Here is a 19611-nt window from a genome sequence, read left to right on the forward strand (position 1 = left end):
CTGTTCAGACGGCTGCGGGCTGCTGCACTTTGCAGCAGGCGGTTGACAATATCGCGACGCAGAGCTCGGCATAGCTCATTCCCGCTGCCTTGGCGCCCATCGGAACCAGCGAATGGCTGGTCATTCCTGGCGACGTGTTCATCTCCAGCAGCCAAGGCTTGCCAGAGGCATCCAGCATGAAATCGGCCCGCCCCCAGCCTTCGCATGACAGCGCGACGTAGGCTTGCTCGGCAATGCGCAGAATGGACTCGGTGAGCGAGGCATCGAGCTGCGCAGGACAAATGTATTGGGTATCGTTTGATACATATTTGTGCTCGTAATCGTAGTTGCCGCCAGGCGCCACGATCTCGATAATGGGCAGGGCCCGTGCCGATTTACCTTTTCCCAGAATCGCTACGGTCAATTCGCGACCTTCAATGAACTGCTCGGCCAGCACTTCTTCGTCATATTGGGCCGCCAGCTCATACGCCCGGTGCAGTTCGGGCAGTCCATCGACCTTGGTCACGCCCAGCGTCGACCCTTCATGCGGAGGCTTCACGATCAGCGGCAATCCGATTTCGCCAGCGACGCGCTCAAGATCGGAGTCGGCGGTCAGCACCGCGAACGCCGGGGTGGGCAACTGTTGCTGCAGCCACACCTTCTTGGTCATGATCTTGTCCATTGCCAGACTGGATCCCAGCGGACCGCTGCCGGTATAGGGCAGGTTCAACAATTCAAGTGCACCCTGGAGGGTGCCGTCTTCCCCATAGCGACCATGCAAGGCGATAAAGACGCGATCAAAGCCCGAGCCGATCAAGTCCACCAATGTATACCGGCCCGTGTCGAACAGATGGGCGTCGATGCCGACCCCGCGCAAGGCCTCGTGCACGCCCTGTCCCGACATCAGGGAGACCTCGCGCTCCGCCGACCGGCCACCATACAGCACGCCTACCCGGCCAAAATTTTCGTTCATGCGAGTTCTCCTACTTGTGCGGGCACGCGGCTGATCGAACCGGCACCCATGACTATGACCACATCGCCATTGCGGGCGAAATCCAGAATTGCCTGCGGAAGCTCAGCCACTTGCTCGATGAACACTGGTTCGACGCGTCCTGCTACGCGCAGCGCACGCGCCAGCGCCCGCCCGTCGGCGGCAATCAATGCTTGTTCGCCTGCGGGGTACACGTCGGTCAACAACACGGCATCGGCCGACCCCAATACACGGACAAAATCTTCGAAGCAATCACGGGTACGCGTGTATCGGTGCGGCTGGAATGCCAGCACGATGCGCCGCTGCGGCCATGCGCCGCGTGCCGCTTCCAGCGTAGCCGCCATTTCCACGGGATGATGGCCGTAGTCGTCGATGAGCGTGAAGCTGCCGCCGCCATGCTGTTGCGCAACGGCAAAATCACCAACTTGAGTAAACCGGCGACCGACCCCATTGAAGCTGGCCAAGGCACTTGCGATGGCTGCGTCCGGCACTCCCAATTCGGTGGCGACGGCGATTGCCGCCAAAGCATTGAGCACATTGTGGCGACCCGGCAGATTCAGTGCTATCGACATCACCGGCAGCATGCCGGTCGCCCCCTGGCGCTCCACATCGAACCGCATTACCGTCCCTTCGGGCTGCAGATTCACGGCCCGGACCTGGGCGTCGGTGTCGATGCCATAGGTCGTGACGGGCCGCGATACAAACGGAATGATTTCGCGGACATTGGCATCATCGCTGCACAGCACGGCGGTGCCGTAGAAAGGCAACCGATGCGTGAACTCGATGAATGCGCTTTTCAGCCGGGCGACATCATGACCATAGGTGTCCATATGGTCGACGTCTATATTGGTGATGATGCCCATGACCGGCAATAGGTTCAGGAAAGAAGCATCCGATTCATCGGCCTCCACGACAATGAAATCGCCCTGCCCCAGCCGCGCATTGGCGCCCGCGGAATTCAGCCGTCCACCGATCACGAATGTTGGATCCAGGTCGCCGGCCGCCAGCACGCTGGCCACCAGGCTGGTCGTCGTGGTTTTGCCATGGGTTCCGGCTACGGCTATGCCCCGCTTCAAGCGCATGAGCTCGGCCAGCATCAGGGCGCGCGGCACGACGGGAATGCGCGCGGCACGAGCGGCCAGCACCTCGGGATTGTCGTTGGATACCGCCGTCGACGTGACGATAGCGCCGGCACCCTTAATGTTTTCTGCAAGGTGCCCGATGGTAATGCGTGCACCCAGCGATGAAAGGCGGCGTGTTACGGCCGACTCTTGAATGTCGGACCCGCTTATGGAATAGCCCAGCGTCAGCATGACCTCGGCGATACCGCTCATCCCCGATCCGCCTATGCCCACGAAATGTATGCTTTGAATACGATGCTTCACGCCCGTCCCCCAACTAATTGTTCGCACGCGTCAGCAATGTGCTGCGTTGCATTCAAGCAAGCGTGTTCATGCGCATGACGGGCGACTTCAGCCAATTGGGCGCGAGTCAGGCCGCGCAACCATTGGGCGAGCCACTCTGGCGTCAACTCGGATTGTTTCTGCAACCAGCCGCCGTGGCAGTCGCTTAGATAACGGGCGTTGGCTGTCTGGTGATCGTCGATAGCGTGCGGCAAAGGCACGAACAAAGCCGCCACCCCCACAACCGCCACTTCGGCCACCGCCATGGCGCCGGCTCGACAGATCACCACGTCGGCCTCGGCCAATGCACCGGCCATATCGTCGATAAAAGCGTGGCATTCCGCCTGCACGCCCAGGTCCTCATAGGTGTCGCGCAACGCTTCCACGTGCTGCTGACCCGCCTGGTGGGTCACAATCGGCCGCTCGTGGTCGGGCAATTGGGCCAAGGCCTGCGGAATCACGGTATTCAATGCCGCCGCGCCCAGGCTGCCCCCGATTACCAGCACCCGGAGTGGGCCTTGGCGCTGAGCATAGCGCTGTTCCGCCGGGACGACCTGCGTCAGCGCCTGCCGGACTGGATTACCAACCATGACCGCGCCGGGCAATGCGCCAGGAAAGCCGACAAGCACCTTGCTGGCCATTTTGGCGAGCCAGCGATTCGCCGTTCCAGCGACTGCATTCTGCTCGTGGATGACGACCGGAGTGCGCTGCACAGCAGCCATCAGCCCGCCCGGGAAGGCAACATAGCCCCCCATGCCCAGGACCACGTCGGGCTTCACCCGACTCAGGGCCCTGCGCGCCTGCATGCAAGCATGCCCGAGGGTGAACGGCAGCTTCAGCAGGGTAGACAGCCCTTTGCCTCGCAGGCCCGAGAAGCGCAAAGGTATCAGTTCAATGCCTTGCGGAGGAACCAGCTTGCCTTCCATCCGCTCCGGATTACCCAGCCAGCACACCTTCCAGCCGCGCGCCTGCATCTCGTGCGCAACGGCCAGGCCGGGCATGATGTGCCCGCCGGTACCGCCAGCCATGACCAGGAGGATGCGAGTCGTACTCATGTGCGCTTTCCTCGCATCAAATTGCGATTCTCGAAATCGACACGCAGCAACAAGGCCATCGCGACAAGATTCATCACGATGCCCGAGCCGCCATAGCTGACCATGGGCAGCGTCAGGCCCTTGGTCGGCAAAAGGCCGACGCACACGCCAATGTTGATAAAGGCCTGCACCCCGAACCACAGCGCCACGCCCTGGGCGACCAGGCCGTTGAAGATGCGTTCCATGGCGATAGCCTGGCGGCCTATTTCGAAGCCGCGCCAGATGATGAAGACAAATAATGCGATCAGACAGCTGAGGCCGACGAAGCCAAGTTCCTCGCCAATTACGGCAACAATGAAATCGGTATGCGCCTCGGGCAGGTAGTGCAGCTTTTCCACGCTGGCACCCAGGCCAACACCGAACCACTCTCCCCGTCCGAGCGCGATAAGCGAATGCGACAACTGATAGGCGCTGCCATAGGCGTTGTCCGGATTCCATGGATCAAGATAAACGAACAGGCGTTCACGGCGCCACGGCGAGAGCCAGATCAGCAGCAGGAAGCTTCCGACCATTATGCCCAGCAGTGCGGAAAACAATTTTCCATTGATGCCGCCAATAAAAAGAATACCGACGGCGATCGCGACAATCACCATGAAGGCGCCCAGGTCAGGCTCCAGCAGCAGAACCATGCCCACCACCGCCAAAGCACAAGCCATGGGCAAAAAGCCGCGCACAAAATTCTGCATGTGCTCTTGCTTGCGCACGGTGTAGTCGGCCGCATAAAGCAACACGGTAAGCTTCATTAATTCCGATGGCTGGAAACTGATCGGGCCCAAAGGAAGCCAGCGCCGGGCCCCGTTCACCTCGCGTCCTATGCCGGGAATCAGCACAACGACCAACAACAACAGGCCAAGAAGAAACAGAGGCACCGCGAATTTCTGCCAGACCTTCATCGGTATGCTTACCGCAAACAGCGCGCAAAACACGCCGACCAGAATGAATAATCCGTGCCGGATAACAAAATAGAAGCGGCCGTAGCTCTCATAGCGCGGCCCATCGGCCAGCGCGATCGATGCCGAATACACCATGAGCAGGCCAAACATCACCAGGGTGCTTGCCGCAATGATCATGGAAATATCAAAGCTGGGCATCGTGGTTCGCCCCGGCTTCACGGCATTGACGCTGGAGGTCAAGTCGGCAATCAGGCTCATGCGACCTCCCCGCGGCTCAAGGCCAGTTCATTGACTTCTTCAATAAAACAGCGACCCCGGTGACCATAATCCTGGAACATGTCCATGCTCGCGCAAGCGGGCGATAGCAGGACCGTATCGCCAGGCTGCGCGAGCTCCAGGCTGCGGCTCACGGCCTGTGCCAACGAAGCCGTGCATTCCACGGGCACCTGCGCATCGGCCAGCACCCGCTCAATGCGCGGCGCATCCTGCCCGATGAGTACGACGGCGCGTGCATGCGCACGGACAGCCCTGGCCAGGGGGGTGAAGTCCTGGCCTTTGCCCAGGCCGCCTGCTATCAGGACTACCTTGCCGCCCATTCCGTCCAGCGCCGCTACGGTGGCGCCTACATTGGTGCCCTTGCTGTCATTCACGAAGTCCACGCCGCCTATCGTACGCAGGAACTGCGTGCGATGAGGTTCGCCGTGGTAGTCCCGCAGTGCGTGCAGCATGGCTGCCCATCCGAGACCCAGGCTGCGGACCAGCGCCAAAGCGGCCAATGCATTCAAGGCATTGTGCTGGCCGCGCACGCGCAGCGCATCTACGGGCATCAGCCGCGCAGCCCGCCCCGCGCCGCGCACCGGCTCAGTGGCCGGCTTCTTGCGGCGGCTGGTGGGAACGGGCAGTTCAAAATCCGTGGCATCGGCGGCGACGATCCACGCCATGCCATTGCTTTCTTCCAGACCCAGGTCGCCTTCCAGTTCCGGCATTCCACGGCCAAAACTGCGCACGTTGACGGCCTTGATGTCGGACACCATATCGACGACACAAGGATCATCGCGGTTGATGATGGCGATGCGGGCCATCGTCAGCAAACGTGCCTTGGCGCCCGCATAGGCTTGCATGGAGCCGTGCCAGTCGAGGTGGTCCTGGCTTACATTCAATACCACGGCGGCGTCTGGGGCCAGCGTGAAGATGGCCTCGAGCTGGAAGCTTGATAGCTCCAGCACCCAGACATCCGGCAATTGCGCGGCTTCCAGGGCGTCGCTTAACGCCTGCAACGCGGCCGGGCCGATATTGCCGGCGGCCTGCGCGCGGCGCCCGCAGGCCTGCACTAGTTGGCGCGCCATCGCGGTGACGGTTGTCTTGCCGTTGGTGCCGGTAACCGCCAGCACACCGGGCTTGTAGCCCTGTTCCGACATGTCGGCCAGCGCCCTGGCGAAAAGCTCGATCTCGCCCACTACGTCGATACCGCGCTGCCTGGCCATCTCGAGAAATGACCTGACCGGCTCTTCGGACGGTGCTAGCCCCGGACTAAGCACTATCGTGTGCACATCGTGCAAGGCTTCTTCTGAAAATACACTGGACCCCAGGCGATAGTCGACGCGCGAGCCATCCAGACGGGCCTGCAGACTCGCGAGTCCCCCGGGCTGCAGGCGCGTATCGATCACGCGCAACGAGGCGCCGTGTTGCGCACACCAAAGCGCCGCGGCCGTGCCCGTCTCGCCCAGCCCGAGAATGAGGGTAAGGCCGTCGACGCGCAAGGAGGGGAAATTCATCGTGTTCATCGCAGCTTCAGACTTGCCAGGCCAATAAGCACCAGCATCATGCTGATGATCCAGAATCGCACAACAACCTGTGTCTCCTTCCAGCCGGAGACTTCAAAGTGATGATGCAGCGGCGCCATTCGGAAAATGCGCCTGCCCTCACCATAGCGTCTCTTCGTATACTTGAACCATCCCACTTGAATCATCACGGAAAACGTTTCCACCACGAAGACGCCGCCCATGATGAACAGCACAATCTCTTGCCGTACGATCACGGCAATAGTCCCCAGGGCGCCACCCAGAGCCAAGGCACCGACGTCGCCCATGAAGACCTGTGCCGGATAAGCATTGAACCAGAGGAAAGCCAGGCCAGCCCCCGCGATCGCGGCGCAGATGACCATCAACTCCGAGGCGCCCGGTATATAGGGAAACAATAAGTATTTCGAATAATCGACGCGGCCGACCACGTAGGCAAAAATCCCCAACGCGCTCCCGACCATCACGGTGGGCATGATCGCCAGGCCGTCCAGGCCGTCGGTAAGATTCACTGCATTGCTGGACCCGACAATGACCAGCCACGTCAGGGCCACGAAGCCGAAAACACCCAATGGATAGCTGACGCTTTTGAAGAACGGCACGATAAGATCGGCACGGGTTGGCAGCGGCATCGTCAGACCACTGAGCACCCAGTCCCGGAACAAAGGCCAAAGCTCCGCGTTCGCCGGCGCGGACACCGCGAAACTCAGATAGACGGCCGCCACCATACCTATGATCGCCTGCAAGCAGAATTTGCGGCGCGACGACATTCCTTCCGGATCGTGATTGACGACCTTTTTGTAATCGTCGGCCCACCCTATCCAGCCGAACCCGAAGGTAACCAGCAAGACCACCCATACGAAACGATTGGTCCAGTCCGCCCATAACAATGTACTGACGCCCACCGAAATCAGAATCAGCACGCCGCCCATGGTGGGGGTGCCATTCTTCAACAAATGCGTTTCGGGGCCGTACGTGCGCACGGCCTGGCCGATTTTCAGCTCGGTAAGCTTGCGGATGACCCAGGGGCCGGCGAACAGCCCGATAAGCAATGCCGTGCCGCAGGCCAGCACCGCGCGGAATGTGATGTACTCGAAAACGCTGAAGGAGCGTATATGCGACTCTGACAGCCAGCGAGCAAGTTCAAGTAGCATGGCGAGTCTCTTCGTGTTGATTCATCAGTTGTTTTTCAAGTGCTCGCACTACTCGTTCCATGCGTGTGCTGCGCGACCCCTTTACCAGGATATGGGCCGGAAGCAGCGTTATAAGGTGATTGTTCAGTTCGTCGATGTCTTCAAACGCACGGGCGGCGGGTCCAAACGCTTGCGCGGCATGGGCGCAGGCGGGTCCGAAGGCCAGCAGACCGCCGATGCCCTTTTCCTGGGCATAGCTACCTACTTCGGCATGCATGGCATGGCTGTTGGCGCCCACTTCGGCCATATCGCCCAGGACCAGTATGGTCTTGCCGGACAATTGCGCCAGCACGTCGATGGCCGCACGTACAGAATCCGGGTTGGCATTATAAGTGTCATCGATCAACTGGAAGCCACCGGCCAATTGCCGCGGTTGCATACGGCCGGATACAGGGTTGAAAGCCTCCAGGCCCCGTACGATATCAGTCACCGCAGCGCCGGCCGCGCATGCGCATGCCGCGGCCGCCAATGCGTTGCGAAGGTTATGCAAGCCAGGGGCCGCAAGAGCCAGGTCCGCGTCGCCAGCCGGCGTGTGCAAGCGGCACAGCGTACGTGTGGGCTCCGCATGAATCTGATCGGCATGTACGGCAAATTGCGAGTCGAAACCGAAATCCACGATCTTGCGCTCGCCAGCCAGGGACGTCCATAAGCCTGTGTAGGCATCGTCACCGGGAAATACCGCGACGCCATCGCGCGGCAATTCTTGAATAACGGTGCCGTTCTCCATGGCCACCGCCTCTACCGTATGCATGAATTCCTGATGTTCGCGCTGGGCATTATTGACCAGCGCCACTGTGGGCTGCGCAATTCGAGACAATACGGCGATCTCGCCGGGATGGTTCATACCCAGTTCAACCACGGCGGCACGATGTTGATCGTTCAAGCGCAAAAGCGTCAACGGCACACCAATGTCATTGTTCAGGTTGCCCTGTGTTGCCAGGCTGGCATCAGGCGTCAACCAGGCTCGAAAGATGGATGCGATCATCTCCTTGGTCGTCGTCTTTCCGTTGCTGCCCGTCACACCAATTAGCGGCAATGTGAAAAGACGACGCCAGGCCGTGCTGATCCGGATCAACGCAAGCCGTGTATCGCCCAGCACAAACTGCGGCAAGGCCAATGAGTCATCCTTGTGCTCCACGATGGCGGCACATGCGCCCGCTTGCATGACTTGTGCCAGGTAGGCGTGGCCATCGAACGCGTCGCCCTTGAGCGCTACGAACAGCTGTCCGGCCTGGATATGACGTGAATCGGTCGATAGCGTGAGTCCCCGTCTCAAGGCAAGGGCAAAACGCGCCCATTCGCGATCGTCGAAAGGAACGCGCAAACCCTTGGCTTCCTGATAAGTCTCGTGGCCCTTTCCGGCCAGCAACACGACATCGGCCGCAGCAGCGGTCCACACTGCCGACAGGATGGCCAGCGCGCGGTCCGGCTCGATGCGAGGAGCGTGCTGCATGTCCGCAGATATCTGATGGATTATTTCCAGCGGATCTTCCATGCGCGGGTTGTCGTTGGTAAGGATGACGCGGTCGGCGTGCGTTGCCGCAATCTTGCCCATGATGGGGCGCTTGCTGCTGTCGCGGCCGCCACCGCATCCAAAGACGCATACCAGGCGACCGCCTCGCGCCGTGGCAAGGTCCCGCAGTGCCAGCAGCGCGCGTTCCAGTGCGTCCGGGGTGTGCGCGTAGTCCACAACCACCATAGCGGCAGACGCGGCATCGCCCGCAGGGGCTTCGACAACCTGCAGCCTTCCCTCAACACACTGCAGCGTGGCCAGCACGCGCGCAATCCGCGGCAGCCCCCAGCCCAGTTCCTGCAATACCCCAGCAACCAGCAACAGGTTTGATACGTTGTGTTCGCCTACCAGCCGCGTCAATAATTGGGCCTTGCCCCCCAAAGCGAGCAGGTTGAAGACGACACCGTAGGCGCCGGTCTGGATATCGTGAGCCTGAAGGTCCGCGGTATCAGCGCTGCCCAGGGAATACGACAGGGCGTTGACCAAAGGCGCGAGCGAAAGCAATTCCCGTCCGGCGGAATCGTCGGCATTGATGACGGCGGCCCGCAGGCCAGGACTATCGAACAGCGCGAATTTCGCAGCCTTGTAGTCCTGGAGCGTTCCGTGATAATCGAGGTGATCATGCGTCAGGTTGGTGAAACCGGCGATCTCGATATGCACATGATCGAGGCGACCCTGGTGTATGCCGATCGAGGAAGCTTCCAGCGCCACCACGGCTGCACCGGCATCGCGCATCACGGCCAGGCTGCGATGCATCGTCAGCACATCCGGTGTCGTCAAGGCGCCGCCCAGGTTGGAGCCATCCGGCAAGGTCACGCCCAAGGTACCTACCGTGCCGCAGGATACGCCTTCGGCGTTCAACGCCGAAGCAATCCACTGGACGCAAGTCGTCTTGCCATTGGTGCCCGTAACAGCCACCACGGAAAGCGCCAACGACGGCTCGCCGTACCACAGGTGCGCGATCAAGCCGAGCTTTTCAGACAGGTCTGGCACCTCGATACATGGGATGGACATCCCGGGCACAGGAGAGCCGGCCTGGAAGACAATGGCCGAAGCACCCTGCTCAATCGCGGACTGAACATACGCACGTCCGTCGCTGGCCAAGCCGGGGCAGGCAAAAAACACATCGCCAGCATGAAGCTGGCGTGAATCCAAGCCAAGATGCGCGCTACGCGCAACATGCCGGTTTAGCCACGAAATGATATCTTGCGCCGTCATGGTCGCGCCTCCGGCTTAGGCCCGACAGCCACCACTGACTCTATCGGGGCATCGGGCTGGACGCCCAAGCGCCGCAAGCTGCTGGCGACCACATCGGCAAAAATCGGCGCAGCGACACGGCCACCATAATACGCGCCCGCCTTGGGCTCATCGAGCATCACCGCCACGACGATGCGCGGATTTGAAACAGGGGCAAATCCGACGAAGGAACTTCGGTACTGCGACTTGCTGTACGCCCCGTCTATGATCTTGCGGGCGGTGCCGCTTTTGCCGGCCACACGATAGCCCTGCACCTGGGCGAGCTTGGCGCCATCCGGCCCGGCAGCCGCCTCAAGCATGGCACGAACCTGGCCTGTCACCTTGGGCGTATAAACCTGAACGCTGGTGGGCTTGCCTTCCCGCTTGAGCAAAGTAAGCGACACCATGTCGCCATTGCGGGCAAAGGCGGTATAGGCGTGTGCAATTTGCATGAGGGACACGGACAACCCATAGCCATAGGCCATGGTGGCCCGCTCAATGGGACGCCAACGCTCCCATGGACGCAAACGACCGGACGCCATGCCCGGAAAATTGGCCTGCGGGGCGCGACCGAAACCCAGCTCGGTGAACTTGGTCCACATTTCCTGGGACGTGAGCTGCTCCGATATCATGGTCATGCCGATATTGCTGGAGCGCCGCAGGATTCCAGCGACATTCAGCGTGCCGTTGCGGCTGACGTCCGAAATCGTGTTGCCTTTATAACGGTACTTGCCGTTGCCGGTATCAAAAAGCGTGGAAGTGGTAATGCGCTGTATGTCGAGCGCCAGTGCGGCCGTGAAGGGCTTCATGATGGAGCCCGGCTCGAACGTATCGGTCAAGGCACGGTTGCGAAGTACCGGGCCCGTGCGATCATTTCGATCATTGGGGTCGTAACTGGGCAGGTTCACCATGGCCAGGACTTCGCCCGTGCGCACATCGATGACAATCCCGGCGGCCGCCTTGGCATTGTTATCGACCATGGCCTTTTTCAGCGCCGTGTACGCATCGAACTGCAAGCCGGCATCGATCGAAAGATTCAAGTCGCGGCCATTGACCGGCGGCACGATGGCCTGCACGTCTTCCACGACACGGCCGAGGCGATCCTTGATCACACGACGCGACCCGGGCTTGCCGGAGAGTTCGGAGTCGAAGGCCAGCTCAACGCCTTCAATGCCTACGTCTTCAATATTAGTAAATCCCACCACATGGGCGGCTACATTGCCCTCCGGGTAGTAGCGGCGCATTTCCATTTGCTGATGAAAGCCAGGCACCTTCAAGCCGCGGATCTTGTCGGCGACGTCCATGGATACCTGGCGCTTGATGTACACGAAATTCTTCGTCTCATCGACCAGGCGGCTTTTGATGTCCTTCACCGAAAGTTCCAGAAGCTTGCCAAGCTCGGCCAACTGCGCGTCACTGGCCGATCGGGTGTCTTCCGGAATGGCCCAGATCGCCCGGACCGGAACACTGGAGGCCAGTACCACCGAACCGCTACGATCAAACAGCTTTCCGCGGGTAGCGGGCAGCACCAAGGTGCGCTCATAACGGCGCTCGCCTTGCTGCTGCAGGAATTCAGTGGACAGGCCTTGCAAATACATGGCTTTGGCGGCCAAGGCTACAAAACCCAGCATCAACAGTATCAACACCAGGCGTGAACGCCACAAGGGCATCTGTACGTTCAGTACAGGGCTTTCGTAGAATCGGACGCGCTTCACGGGGCGCCTCCGGTGTCTTGGGCTGACGGCGTCTGCGCGGCCTTGCCCTTGATATAAATGGTACGGCCGGGGGTCGTCACATCCATTTCCAGCTCCGCGCGCGCCGCGCCGTCTATACGCGCATTACGCGCGAGCTCAGCCCGTTCAAGCTGCAGGCGGCGCCAGTCCGTATCAAGTTCGCGGGCCTTGTCCTCGAGCCGGTCCGTCACCACGAACAGCTGTCGCGACTGAAACCGGGCCGTCACCAACGATATCGCTGAAATCATCAGCAATACCGCAAAGAGAATGCTTACGCGCCCCATTACCGGCGCCCTCTTTTGCCTGGCGTCGTCGCTGAAGCGAGGCTCATTGCGGTAATGAATGAAGCACCCTGGTCGTCGGGCAAGGGGGTGGCGGTACGCTCGGCCACGCGCAGCACGGCCGAGCGGGCACGCACGTTTTCCGTCGCCTGCTCGGCCGTGGGCAATATACGACCGAGCGAGCGCAGGATGGGCTGTGGCATATCCTTCTCGAAGATAGGCATGCGGGCATGCGCCTCGGCAGGGCGCGCCGCCGCCGAAATGCACTGCTTGACCATGCGGTCTTCAAGAGAATGAAAGCTGATCACCGCCAAGCGACCTCCAGGAGCCAATACTTTTAGAACTGCCGCGAGGGCGAGAGCGAGCTCCTCGAGTTCTTGATTGATGTAAATCCGTATAGCCTGAAAGGTGCGAGTGGCCGGATGCTGGCCCTTTTCCCGCGTACGGACGACGCTGGCGACGAGCTCGGCGAGGTCGAGCGTTGTACGCATCGGCCTGGATTCGCGGCGAGCAACAACCGCCTTTGCAATCTGGAAAGCAAACCGTTCTTCGCCATATTTTGCTATGACCTCCTTTAACTCTTCAACACTGACTTGCGCCAGCCATTGCGCAGCGGTCAGACCGCTGCTTGTATCCATCCGCATATCCAGCGGGCCTTCGCGCATGAACGAAAACCCCCTGCTGGCATCGTCGATCTGGGGGGATGAGAATCCCAAATCAAGCATGACGCCATTGACCTTTTCAATGCCCAGCTTTTCGAGCCGTTCCGGCATTGACGCGAAACCGCCATGTACCACGACCACACGTCCATCTTCGCGCTGCAGGGCATGTGCCGCATCGATCGCTTGCGGATCCTTGTCGAATACCACCAGCGTCGCCTTCGGGGACAAGCGGGACAGCAAGTAACGACTATGGCCACCACGGCCGAAAGTTCCGTCTACAAAGACCCCTTCCGCCAATGGCGGCGGCATCTCCGTCGCGGGCTCGCGTTTTTTCTTGACGCCAAAATCGCGGTCAACGAGGGCGTTGACCGTAGGCTCCAACAGCACGGATCGGTGCAAAAACTCCATAAGCGGATTCAGAAAGAAAAATGTTCCAGGACCTCGGGCATGCCCTTGGCAAGATCTTCGGCCTCGCGGCGGGCCCACTCGGTTGCGTCCCACAGTTCGAAATGGCTTCCCATTCCCAACAGCATGGCCTCACGGGTCAGGCCTACCGCACTGCGCAATTCGGGTGCGATCAGAATCCGGCCAGATCCGTCCATATCCACATCCTGCGCATTACCCAACAGCAAACGCTGCAGGGGGCGGGCAGACATTGGGAAACGGGCTACCTGTTCGCGCTTTTCCTCCCACACATTGCGGGGATAAAGAAGCAGACAGCCATCTGGATGACGCGTAAGGGTAAGGCGGCCTTCGACCTGGGAAACGAGCGCGTCACGATGCTTGGTCGGAATTGACACCCGACCCTTGGCATCCAACGTGAGAGCGCTGCTACCCTGGAACAAAATTTCTTCCCCACTTTATTGCACAAAAACCTACTTTTCCCCACTCTACGGTATGGATTGCGGCAGGTCAAGCGACTCGTTGCAATTATTTCAATGACAACAAGCACTTAGCGCCGGTTTGGCGCAAAGCGAAAAAAAAATACGTATTGAAATCAAGAAATTGGCAGGGTATGTGAAGGTCTAGTGTCACGAGCCCGCTCGGAATCGCGTCCAGAACTTTGCAATTGCTGACATATTGGCCGGCAGAAGTAATTCAGGAAAAGTGAGGCAGATCTATAGGCCGGATTCTGTATACCAGGCGAACCTGGCAGGCAATCATTCCTCTGGGCCCGACATTGCTGTCGCGCTCTAGCCATCTACCCGCATACTCGAGCGAGCCGCTCTTTTGGCACGAAGCCAGGCGTATGCCTATTTGATGTTGCTCCGGGTAGAGGTTGCCGCGTTTCACCCTGCTGCGCCGTGCCCGGTTACCCGGACACGCAACACGGAGATGGCCGTGTCAGTGCACACCTTGGGTGTGCCCGCGCCGCAGACTCGTCTCTGTGGCCCTATTCCTCACCCGTGCCGCATGCATGACGCACGCTGCACGGGTGGACGGCCGTTAGCCGCTACCCCGCTCTGTGGAGTCCGGACCTTCCTCGATGCCGTAAGCACCGCGATTGCCCAACCTGCCTCACAGACATCAGTGTAACCTGCGACAATAGGGACTTCGCACTGACTATTGGTTTATTTTCGCTTTTATGGCCGCCAACACCCTTATAACCCTAAGCAACGTCCAGCTTGCCTACGGACATCACCCTTTACTCGATCACGCCGACTTTGCCGTCCAACCGGGCGAACGTATTGGTCTTATCGGACGTAACGGCGCAGGAAAATCTTCTTTGCTGAAGCTGCTCGATGGCCGGACAATGCCGGACGACGGCGAGATCATGCGCCTGGGCGGATTAAAAATTGCCACTGTAGAACAGGAACCGGAGCTTGACGAGTCACTGACGGTATTCGATACGCTCTGCGGCGACATAACCGAAAGTGAGGACTGGCAACGACCATCGCGGGTCAATACGCTTATCGAACAATTGGGCCTGTCCGCCGATGCGCTCATCGCCGGACTATCGGGCGGCACCCGCAAGCGGGTCGCCCTTGCACGCGCACTTGCTGACGAGCCCGATTTGCTCTTGCTGGACGAGCCCACCAACCACCTCGACTTCATCGGCATAGGCTGGCTTGAAAATCTCCTGCTTACTGCACGGTGCAGCACCATCATCATTACCCATGATCGTCGCTTCCTCGACGCCGTCGCCACCCGTATCGTGGAGCTCGACCGCGGCAAGCTCTTCAGTTTCCCTGGCAACTTCTCGACGTGGCAGCAACGCAAGGCCGAATGGCTTGAAGCCGAAAAGCAGCAGAATGCAAAGTTCGACAAAGTACTTGCCCAGGAAGAAGCCTGGATACGCAAGGGCGTAGAAGCCAGGCGCACACGTAACGAAGGCCGGGTACGCCGGCTGGAACAACTCAGGCGCGATCGCGCATCGCGACGCGAACGGGTCGGCAATGTAAGCCTGGCAGTCGCCGAGGGGCAGCGCTCGGGCAAGCTGGTCGTCGAGCTTGAAAACGTCAGCCACAGTTACGGCGATCGTACCTTGATACGCGACTTTTCCGCGACCATCATGCGCAAAGACCGCATAGGCCTGATTGGTCCTAATGGCGCGGGCAAAACCACGCTGCTGAAAATCATTCTGGGCGAGCTGCAGCCCACCAGCGGCACAGTGCGCCTTGGAACCAATCTTACCGTCGGGTACTTCGACCAGATGCGCGCACAACTGGATGAAACGGCAACACTCGCCGACACCATCAATCCCGGCAGCGAATGGATAGAAATCGGCGATCAGCGCAAGCACGTCATGAGCTATCTGGAAGACTTCCTGTTTCCGCCCGCCCGCGCCCACTCACCAGTGCAAAGCCTGTCCGGTGGTGAGCGTGCCCGCCTGGTTCTGGCCCGCATGTTCGCCCGCCCCACCAATATCCTGGTGCTCGACGAACCCACCAATGACCTGGATATCGAAACACTGGAGCTGCTGGAAGACCTGCTGCAAGACTATCCCGGCACGGTGCTGCTGGTCAGCCATGACCGGGCATTCCTTGATAACGTGGTCACCCAGACATTCGCCGCCGAAGAGAACGGCCATTGGCAGGAATATGTGGGCGGCTATGACGAATGGCTGGCACAGCGCCCTGCCCCGCCCGATGCGGCAAGCGAAAAAGCCCGCAAGAAGGAAGCGGCCGCCGCCGAACGAGCCAAGCCTGCCAAAGCCGTCCGGGTCACGTCGTGGGAACTTCGCGAGCTCGAAGAACTTCCCGATACCATTGCCCAGCTAGAGGCAAAGCAGACCCAACTTGCCGCCAAGCTGGCGGACGGCAGCCTTTACCGCGACGCGCCGGCCGAGGTCGATGTCATCAACGAGCAATTGGGCGCCATCGAGCAACAGTTGCTCACGCTGTTCGCGCGATGGGAAGCGCTGGAGGAAAAGAAAAACGGCGGATCCTGATCAGACCGCACTGCTTTACAGGGCGACCTTCCAACCCAGTGATTCCCCGCCCGCGAGCGGCACCACCGTCGTGTCAGCCATAGGCAGCTCGGCGGGTATCGTATATGCCTCGCGATTCAAGGTAAGCGTACCCTGATTGACCGGTAAGCCATAGAACGCCGGGCCATTCAAGCTGGCGAAGGCCTCTAGCTTGTCCAGGCTGCCCACGCTATCGAAAGCCGTGGCGTACAGCTCCATGGCATGCAGGGCGGTATAGCAGCCGGCGCAGCCGCAAGCGTTTTCCTTCAAGCCTTTGGCGTGCGGCGCGCTATCGGTGCCCAGGAAAAATCGGCCTGAACCGCTGCTGGCCGCCTGCAGCAAAGCCAGGCGGTGCCGTTCGCGCTTCAACACCGGCAGGCAGTACCAATGAGGGCGCATTCCCCCCTGGAACAGGGCATTGCGGTTATACAACAAATGATGCGCGGTAATGGTTGCCGCCACCGGGCCAGCGGCCTCGCGCACATAGTCGACGCCGTCGCTGGTGGTCAGGTGCTCGAAGACCACTTTCAACGCTGGAAAGGCACGGCGCAATGGAATCATGATGCGATCGATGAAGATCGCTTCACGATCAAACAAATCGATTTCCGGATCAGTGACCTCACCATGGACCAACAAGGGCATGCCGGTGGCCTGCATCGCTTCTAGGGCCGGCACGCATTTTCCAAGCAAGTCGGTAACGCCCGCATCGGAATTTGTAGTGGCTCCCGCCGGGTATAGCTTGATTCCGTGCACGAAACCGGACTTGCTGGCGCGGACCACTTCGTCGGCGCTGGTATTGTCGGTCAGGTACAAGGTCATCAGCGGTGTGAACGACGTCGTCGACAGGCCCGCCCGCTCCAACGCTGAATAAATGCGATCGCGATAAGCGTGCGCCAGCTCCGTCGTGGTGACTGGCGGCCGCAGGTTGGGCATGATGATGGCGCGGGCAAATTGCCGGGCTGTATCCGCGACCACCGAGTCCAGTACGGCGCCATCGCGCAGGTGAAGGTGCCAATCGTCTGGCCGCGTGATTGTCAGGGTATCAATAGGGCTTTGCATGCGTAGGAACTTGAATAGAAGTCAATCGGACATTATCGCCCGGATACAAGAGGCATGCTGCGCTCGACCAGGCGGCTGAACATTGCACTTCCCGCGGGAATCACCGCATCATTGAAATCGAATGCCGAGTTATGCAGGACGCATCCCGACTCCGCTCCTCCTTGACCCAGCCTGAAGTAAGCCCCGGGCCGCCGCTGGAGCATGAATGAAAAATCTTCCGAGCCCATTGAAGGTATCAGATTGGGCACGACCATGTCGGCGCCAAATAACTCGGTGGCCACATCGGCGACAAAGGCCGCGTGTTCCGGCGTATTGACCGTCGCCGGAAACAGCCTGTGGTACTTCATGGTGATCGTGGCCTTGAACGCGGCGGCAATTCCGTCCACGACCTCCTGCATGCGCTGAATGATTTGTTCCTGCACGACCGGATTGAAGGTTCGCACGGTTCCCACCATGTGCGCATCTTTCGGAATTACATTCATTGCTTGCAAGTTGCCGGCCGTGACGGCAGCCACCGTCACGACGGCGGAATCCGGGGCCGGAACGTTGCGGGACACAATGGTTTGCAGCGCACTGATGAGCTGAGCGGCAATAACGACGGGATCATTCGTCTGATAGGCATGGGCGCCGTGTCCGCCCCGGCCTTCGATATGGATCTCGAAATGGTCTGCTGCCGCCATCATGGGTCCTGGATTCACCCCAATAACGCCGGCCGGCAAACCAGGCCAGTTATGCAAGCCGTAAATCGCATCACACGGAAAGCGTTCGAACAAACCATCATCGAGCATGGCCTTGGCGCCGCCCAGGCCTTCTTCCGCAGGTTGGAAAATAAGTACGACACGGCCGTTGAAATTGCGGGTCTCCGCCAGGTAGCGCGCTGCCCCCAACAGGACCGCGGTATGGCCGTCGTGGCCGCATGCATGCATGACCCCGGCATTGGTGGATGCGTAAGGGTGCGAGCCTTGCTCCAGTATAGGCAGGGCATCCATATCGGCCCGCAGGCCTATGCTTCGGGCGCTGTCGTTGCATTTTCCGTCGAGCACGCCGACGATACCCGTTTTGCCGATACCCCGGTGAACGGTGTAGCCCAGGGCCGCGAGCGCATTGGCGACCAGCGCCGAGGTGCGCACTTCCTGGAAGCCCAATTCGGGATGAGCGTGAATATTTTGACGTACCGCCGTCAGCTCGTCATGGAACAGATTTATTGCTTCAATAACACTTCTTGCGTACATCGGATAAGGCTCCAGGCGCACCGGCCCCAAGGGATGGATTTGGCTTGCGTGAAACATTACCATACCGGCGCGCCTATGGCACGGCGTAGTTCAATTTCGGTTTATGACAAACTCTCGTACACAAATTACTTGGTCTTTATGCAAGTCTCACGTTATGCTGCGGTAGAAGCGTTTTTTCAACTATCAGTTAGGAGCCCTATTCCATGGCAACAACCGAGAAACCCGCCCGTAAACCTAATGCGGCGTTCATGAAGCCACTCACACCTAGTGCTACCTTAGCTGCCATTATCGGACCCGAGGCAGTCCCACGCACTGAAGTCACCAAGAAAATATGGGACTACATCAAAAAGCACGACCTGCAAGACCCCGCCAACCGCCGCAACATCAATGCTGACGACAAATTGCGTCCTTTGTTCGGCAAAGACCAGGTTTCGATGTTTGAGCTCACAAAGCTGGTAAGCGGCCACCTCAAGTAAGGCGCCCGAATCCATAAAAAAAAGCTGCCAGGAAAGCCTGGCAGCTTTTTTTTTGATTGCTTCCGATCAGTATCCGGCGATAGGCGGGCTACCCGACAAAAGAGCCAGCCAGCCTTTTATGACCCGGTACACGATCCATACCAGAGCGATGACGCCTGTGATCCAGCCGATGAAAATAAAAGTTGCCAGTGCGCTGAGGACCATCCAGAGCAGCCCCCACCAGAAAGTCTTTATTACCCAGTCGAAGTGCTGCGCGTACAAGGTGCCGGCCGCGTCGGCCCGCTTCAGGTAGGCGAGCACGATGGCGGCGATGGTCGCTACGCCAAAAAAACCTGCGCTCAGCAAACCCAGTGCAAAAAGGCCGTAGATGAGATGCGTCAGGTTGCGCATGGACATGCCTTTTCCTTCGTCTGGCGGGTACACCTGGGTCATACGAACCTCCGGAAACAATGTAGTGAAACTGATGAGATATTACTGAGCCCTATTTTACCCGACTTGATTTATCGGCGTAGCGGTCGCTCGTCACAAAACGCGCGCCCAATACAAAAACCCCCGCACGTTTACACGGGCGGGGGTTTTCTTACTGCATAAGAGCTTGACGATGACCTACTTTCACAGACGTACGTCCACTATCATCGGCGCAAAGGCGTTTCACGTT

16 protein-coding genes and 1 other RNA gene are annotated in these 19611 nt (G+C 59.6%); 2 read left to right on the top strand and 15 right to left on the bottom strand.

From position 1 onward, the window contains the following. Positions 1–4: 4 nt before the first annotated feature. From CR159_RS16685 to rnpB, 12 genes are all read right to left on the bottom strand, one after another. Positions 5–952, bottom strand: coding sequence for a D-alanine--D-alanine ligase (locus tag CR159_RS16685; protein WP_102075099.1), 948 nt, complete (start codon positions 950–952; stop codon positions 5–7). Next, on the bottom strand, positions 949–2355 hold the full coding sequence (gene murC / locus CR159_RS16690) for a UDP-N-acetylmuramate--L-alanine ligase (RefSeq protein ID WP_102075100.1): 1407 nt from the start codon (positions 2353–2355) through the stop codon (positions 949–951). The genes CR159_RS16685 and murC overlap by 4 nt, the downstream gene beginning before the upstream one ends. Further along, positions 2352–3428, bottom strand: a complete 1077-nt coding sequence (gene murG, locus CR159_RS16695) for an undecaprenyldiphospho-muramoylpentapeptide beta-N-acetylglucosaminyltransferase (protein ID WP_102075101.1) — start codon at positions 3426–3428, stop codon at positions 2352–2354. The genes murC and murG overlap by 4 nt, the downstream gene beginning before the upstream one ends. Beyond that, the gene (ftsW, locus tag CR159_RS16700) at positions 3425–4618 is read right to left on the bottom strand and encodes a putative lipid II flippase FtsW (protein ID WP_102075102.1); all 1194 of its coding nucleotides are present in this window, start codon (positions 4616–4618) and stop codon (positions 3425–3427) included. The genes murG and ftsW overlap by 4 nt, the downstream gene beginning before the upstream one ends. Beyond that, positions 4615–6144, bottom strand: a complete 1530-nt coding sequence (gene murD, locus CR159_RS16705; RefSeq protein WP_102075103.1) for a UDP-N-acetylmuramoyl-L-alanine--D-glutamate ligase — start codon at positions 6142–6144, stop codon at positions 4615–4617. Before murD ends, ftsW begins: the two co-directional genes overlap by 4 nt. Then, complete coding sequence (mraY, locus tag CR159_RS16710) at positions 6141–7313, bottom strand: phospho-N-acetylmuramoyl-pentapeptide-transferase (RefSeq protein WP_102075104.1); 1173 nt, start codon at positions 7311–7313, stop codon at positions 6141–6143. The genes murD and mraY overlap by 4 nt, the downstream gene beginning before the upstream one ends. Then, positions 7303–10083, bottom strand: a complete 2781-nt coding sequence (gene murF / locus CR159_RS16715; protein WP_102075105.1) for a bifunctional UDP-N-acetylmuramoyl-L-alanyl-D-glutamate--2,6-diaminopimelate ligase MurE/UDP-N-acetylmuramoyl-tripeptide--D-alanyl-D-alanine ligase MurF — start codon at positions 10081–10083, stop codon at positions 7303–7305. The genes mraY and murF overlap by 11 nt, the downstream gene beginning before the upstream one ends. After that, complete coding sequence (locus CR159_RS16720; RefSeq protein WP_102075106.1) at positions 10080–11816, bottom strand: peptidoglycan D,D-transpeptidase FtsI family protein; 1737 nt, start codon at positions 11814–11816, stop codon at positions 10080–10082. Before CR159_RS16720 ends, murF begins: the two co-directional genes overlap by 4 nt. After that, entirely contained in the window at positions 11813–12118 is a 306-nt protein-coding gene (gene ftsL / locus CR159_RS16725; protein WP_102075107.1) for a cell division protein FtsL, read from the bottom strand. The genes CR159_RS16720 and ftsL overlap by 4 nt, the downstream gene beginning before the upstream one ends. Then, the gene (gene rsmH / locus CR159_RS16730) at positions 12118–13185 is read right to left on the bottom strand and encodes a 16S rRNA (cytosine(1402)-N(4))-methyltransferase RsmH (protein WP_102075108.1); all 1068 of its coding nucleotides are present in this window, start codon (positions 13183–13185) and stop codon (positions 12118–12120) included. Before rsmH ends, ftsL begins: the two co-directional genes overlap by 1 nt. Before the next feature lie 8 nt (positions 13186–13193). Further along, the gene (mraZ, locus tag CR159_RS16735) at positions 13194–13622 is read right to left on the bottom strand and encodes a division/cell wall cluster transcriptional repressor MraZ (RefSeq protein WP_102075109.1); all 429 of its coding nucleotides are present in this window, start codon (positions 13620–13622) and stop codon (positions 13194–13196) included. 260 nt (positions 13623–13882) lie between these two features. Continuing rightward, positions 13883–14297: RNase P RNA component class A (gene rnpB, locus CR159_RS16740), an RNA gene on the bottom strand. Positions 14298–14362: 65 nt separating this feature from the next. On the opposite strand from rnpB, the gene CR159_RS16745 reads away from it, so the two are divergent. After that, complete coding sequence (locus CR159_RS16745) at positions 14363–16168, top strand: ATP-binding cassette domain-containing protein (RefSeq protein ID WP_102075110.1); 1806 nt, start codon at positions 14363–14365, stop codon at positions 16166–16168. A 15-nt stretch (positions 16169–16183) separates the two neighbouring features. Here the strand turns inward: CR159_RS16745 and pyrC are convergent, their stop codons facing one another. Together pyrC and CR159_RS16755 are read right to left on the bottom strand one after the other, a co-directional pair. Next, positions 16184–17245, bottom strand: a complete 1062-nt coding sequence (gene pyrC, locus CR159_RS16750) for a dihydroorotase (protein WP_102075111.1) — start codon at positions 17243–17245, stop codon at positions 16184–16186. 32 nt (positions 17246–17277) lie between these two features. Further along, the gene (locus CR159_RS16755; RefSeq protein ID WP_102075122.1) at positions 17278–18477 is read right to left on the bottom strand and encodes a M20 aminoacylase family protein; all 1200 of its coding nucleotides are present in this window, start codon (positions 18475–18477) and stop codon (positions 17278–17280) included. A gap of 203 nt (positions 18478–18680) precedes the next feature. On the opposite strand from CR159_RS16755, the gene CR159_RS16760 reads away from it, so the two are divergent. Beyond that, positions 18681–18953: an SWIB/MDM2 domain-containing protein gene (locus tag CR159_RS16760; protein WP_102068777.1), complete on the top strand. Its 273-nt coding sequence runs from the start codon at positions 18681–18683 to the stop codon at positions 18951–18953. A 66-nt stretch (positions 18954–19019) separates the two neighbouring features. On the opposite strand, the gene CR159_RS16765 is transcribed toward CR159_RS16760, so the two are convergent. Then, a complete protein-coding gene (locus CR159_RS16765; protein WP_102075112.1) occupies positions 19020–19385 on the bottom strand; it encodes a DUF4870 family protein in 366 nt (121 codons plus the stop codon). Between the last annotated feature and the right edge of the window lie 226 nt (positions 19386–19611).

Origin of the sequence: Pollutimonas subterranea (assembly GCF_002849655.1) — a bacterium.
Classification (GTDB): Bacteria; Pseudomonadota; Gammaproteobacteria; order Burkholderiales; family Burkholderiaceae_B; genus Pollutimonas; species Pollutimonas subterranea.

Bases quoted from the DNA above. Each gene is read 5' to 3' on its own strand.
- CR159_RS16685 (WP_102075099.1), bottom strand. From the start codon at position 952: ATGAACGAAAATTTTGGCCGGGTAGGCGTGCTGTATGGTGGCCGGTCG.
- murG (WP_102075101.1), bottom strand. From the start codon at position 3,428: ATGAGTACGACTCGCATCCTCCTGGTCATGGCTGGCGGTACCGGCGGG.
- ftsW (WP_102075102.1), bottom strand. From the start codon at position 4,618: ATGAGCCTGATTGCCGACTTGACCTCCAGCGTCAATGCCGTGAAGCCG.
- murD (WP_102075103.1), bottom strand. From the start codon at position 6,144: ATGAACACGATGAATTTCCCCTCCTTGCGCGTCGACGGCCTTACCCTC.
- mraY (WP_102075104.1), bottom strand. From the start codon at position 7,313: ATGCTACTTGAACTTGCTCGCTGGCTGTCAGAGTCGCATATACGCTCC.
- murF (WP_102075105.1), bottom strand. From the start codon at position 10,083: ATGACGGCGCAAGATATCATTTCGTGGCTAAACCGGCATGTTGCGCGT.
- ftsL (WP_102075107.1), bottom strand. From the start codon at position 12,118: ATGGGGCGCGTAAGCATTCTCTTTGCGGTATTGCTGATGATTTCAGCG.
- rsmH (WP_102075108.1), bottom strand. From the start codon at position 13,185: ATGGAGTTTTTGCACCGATCCGTGCTGTTGGAGCCTACGGTCAACGCC.
- CR159_RS16745 (WP_102075110.1), top strand. From the start codon at position 14,363: ATGGCCGCCAACACCCTTATAACCCTAAGCAACGTCCAGCTTGCCTAC.
- pyrC (WP_102075111.1), bottom strand. From the start codon at position 17,245: ATGCAAAGCCCTATTGATACCCTGACAATCACGCGGCCAGACGATTGG.
- CR159_RS16755 (WP_102075122.1), bottom strand. From the start codon at position 18,477: ATGTACGCAAGAAGTGTTATTGAAGCAATAAATCTGTTCCATGACGAG.
- CR159_RS16760 (WP_102068777.1), top strand. From the start codon at position 18,681: ATGGCAACAACCGAGAAACCCGCCCGTAAACCTAATGCGGCGTTCATG.
- CR159_RS16765 (WP_102075112.1), bottom strand. From the start codon at position 19,385: ATGACCCAGGTGTACCCGCCAGACGAAGGAAAAGGCATGTCCATGCGC.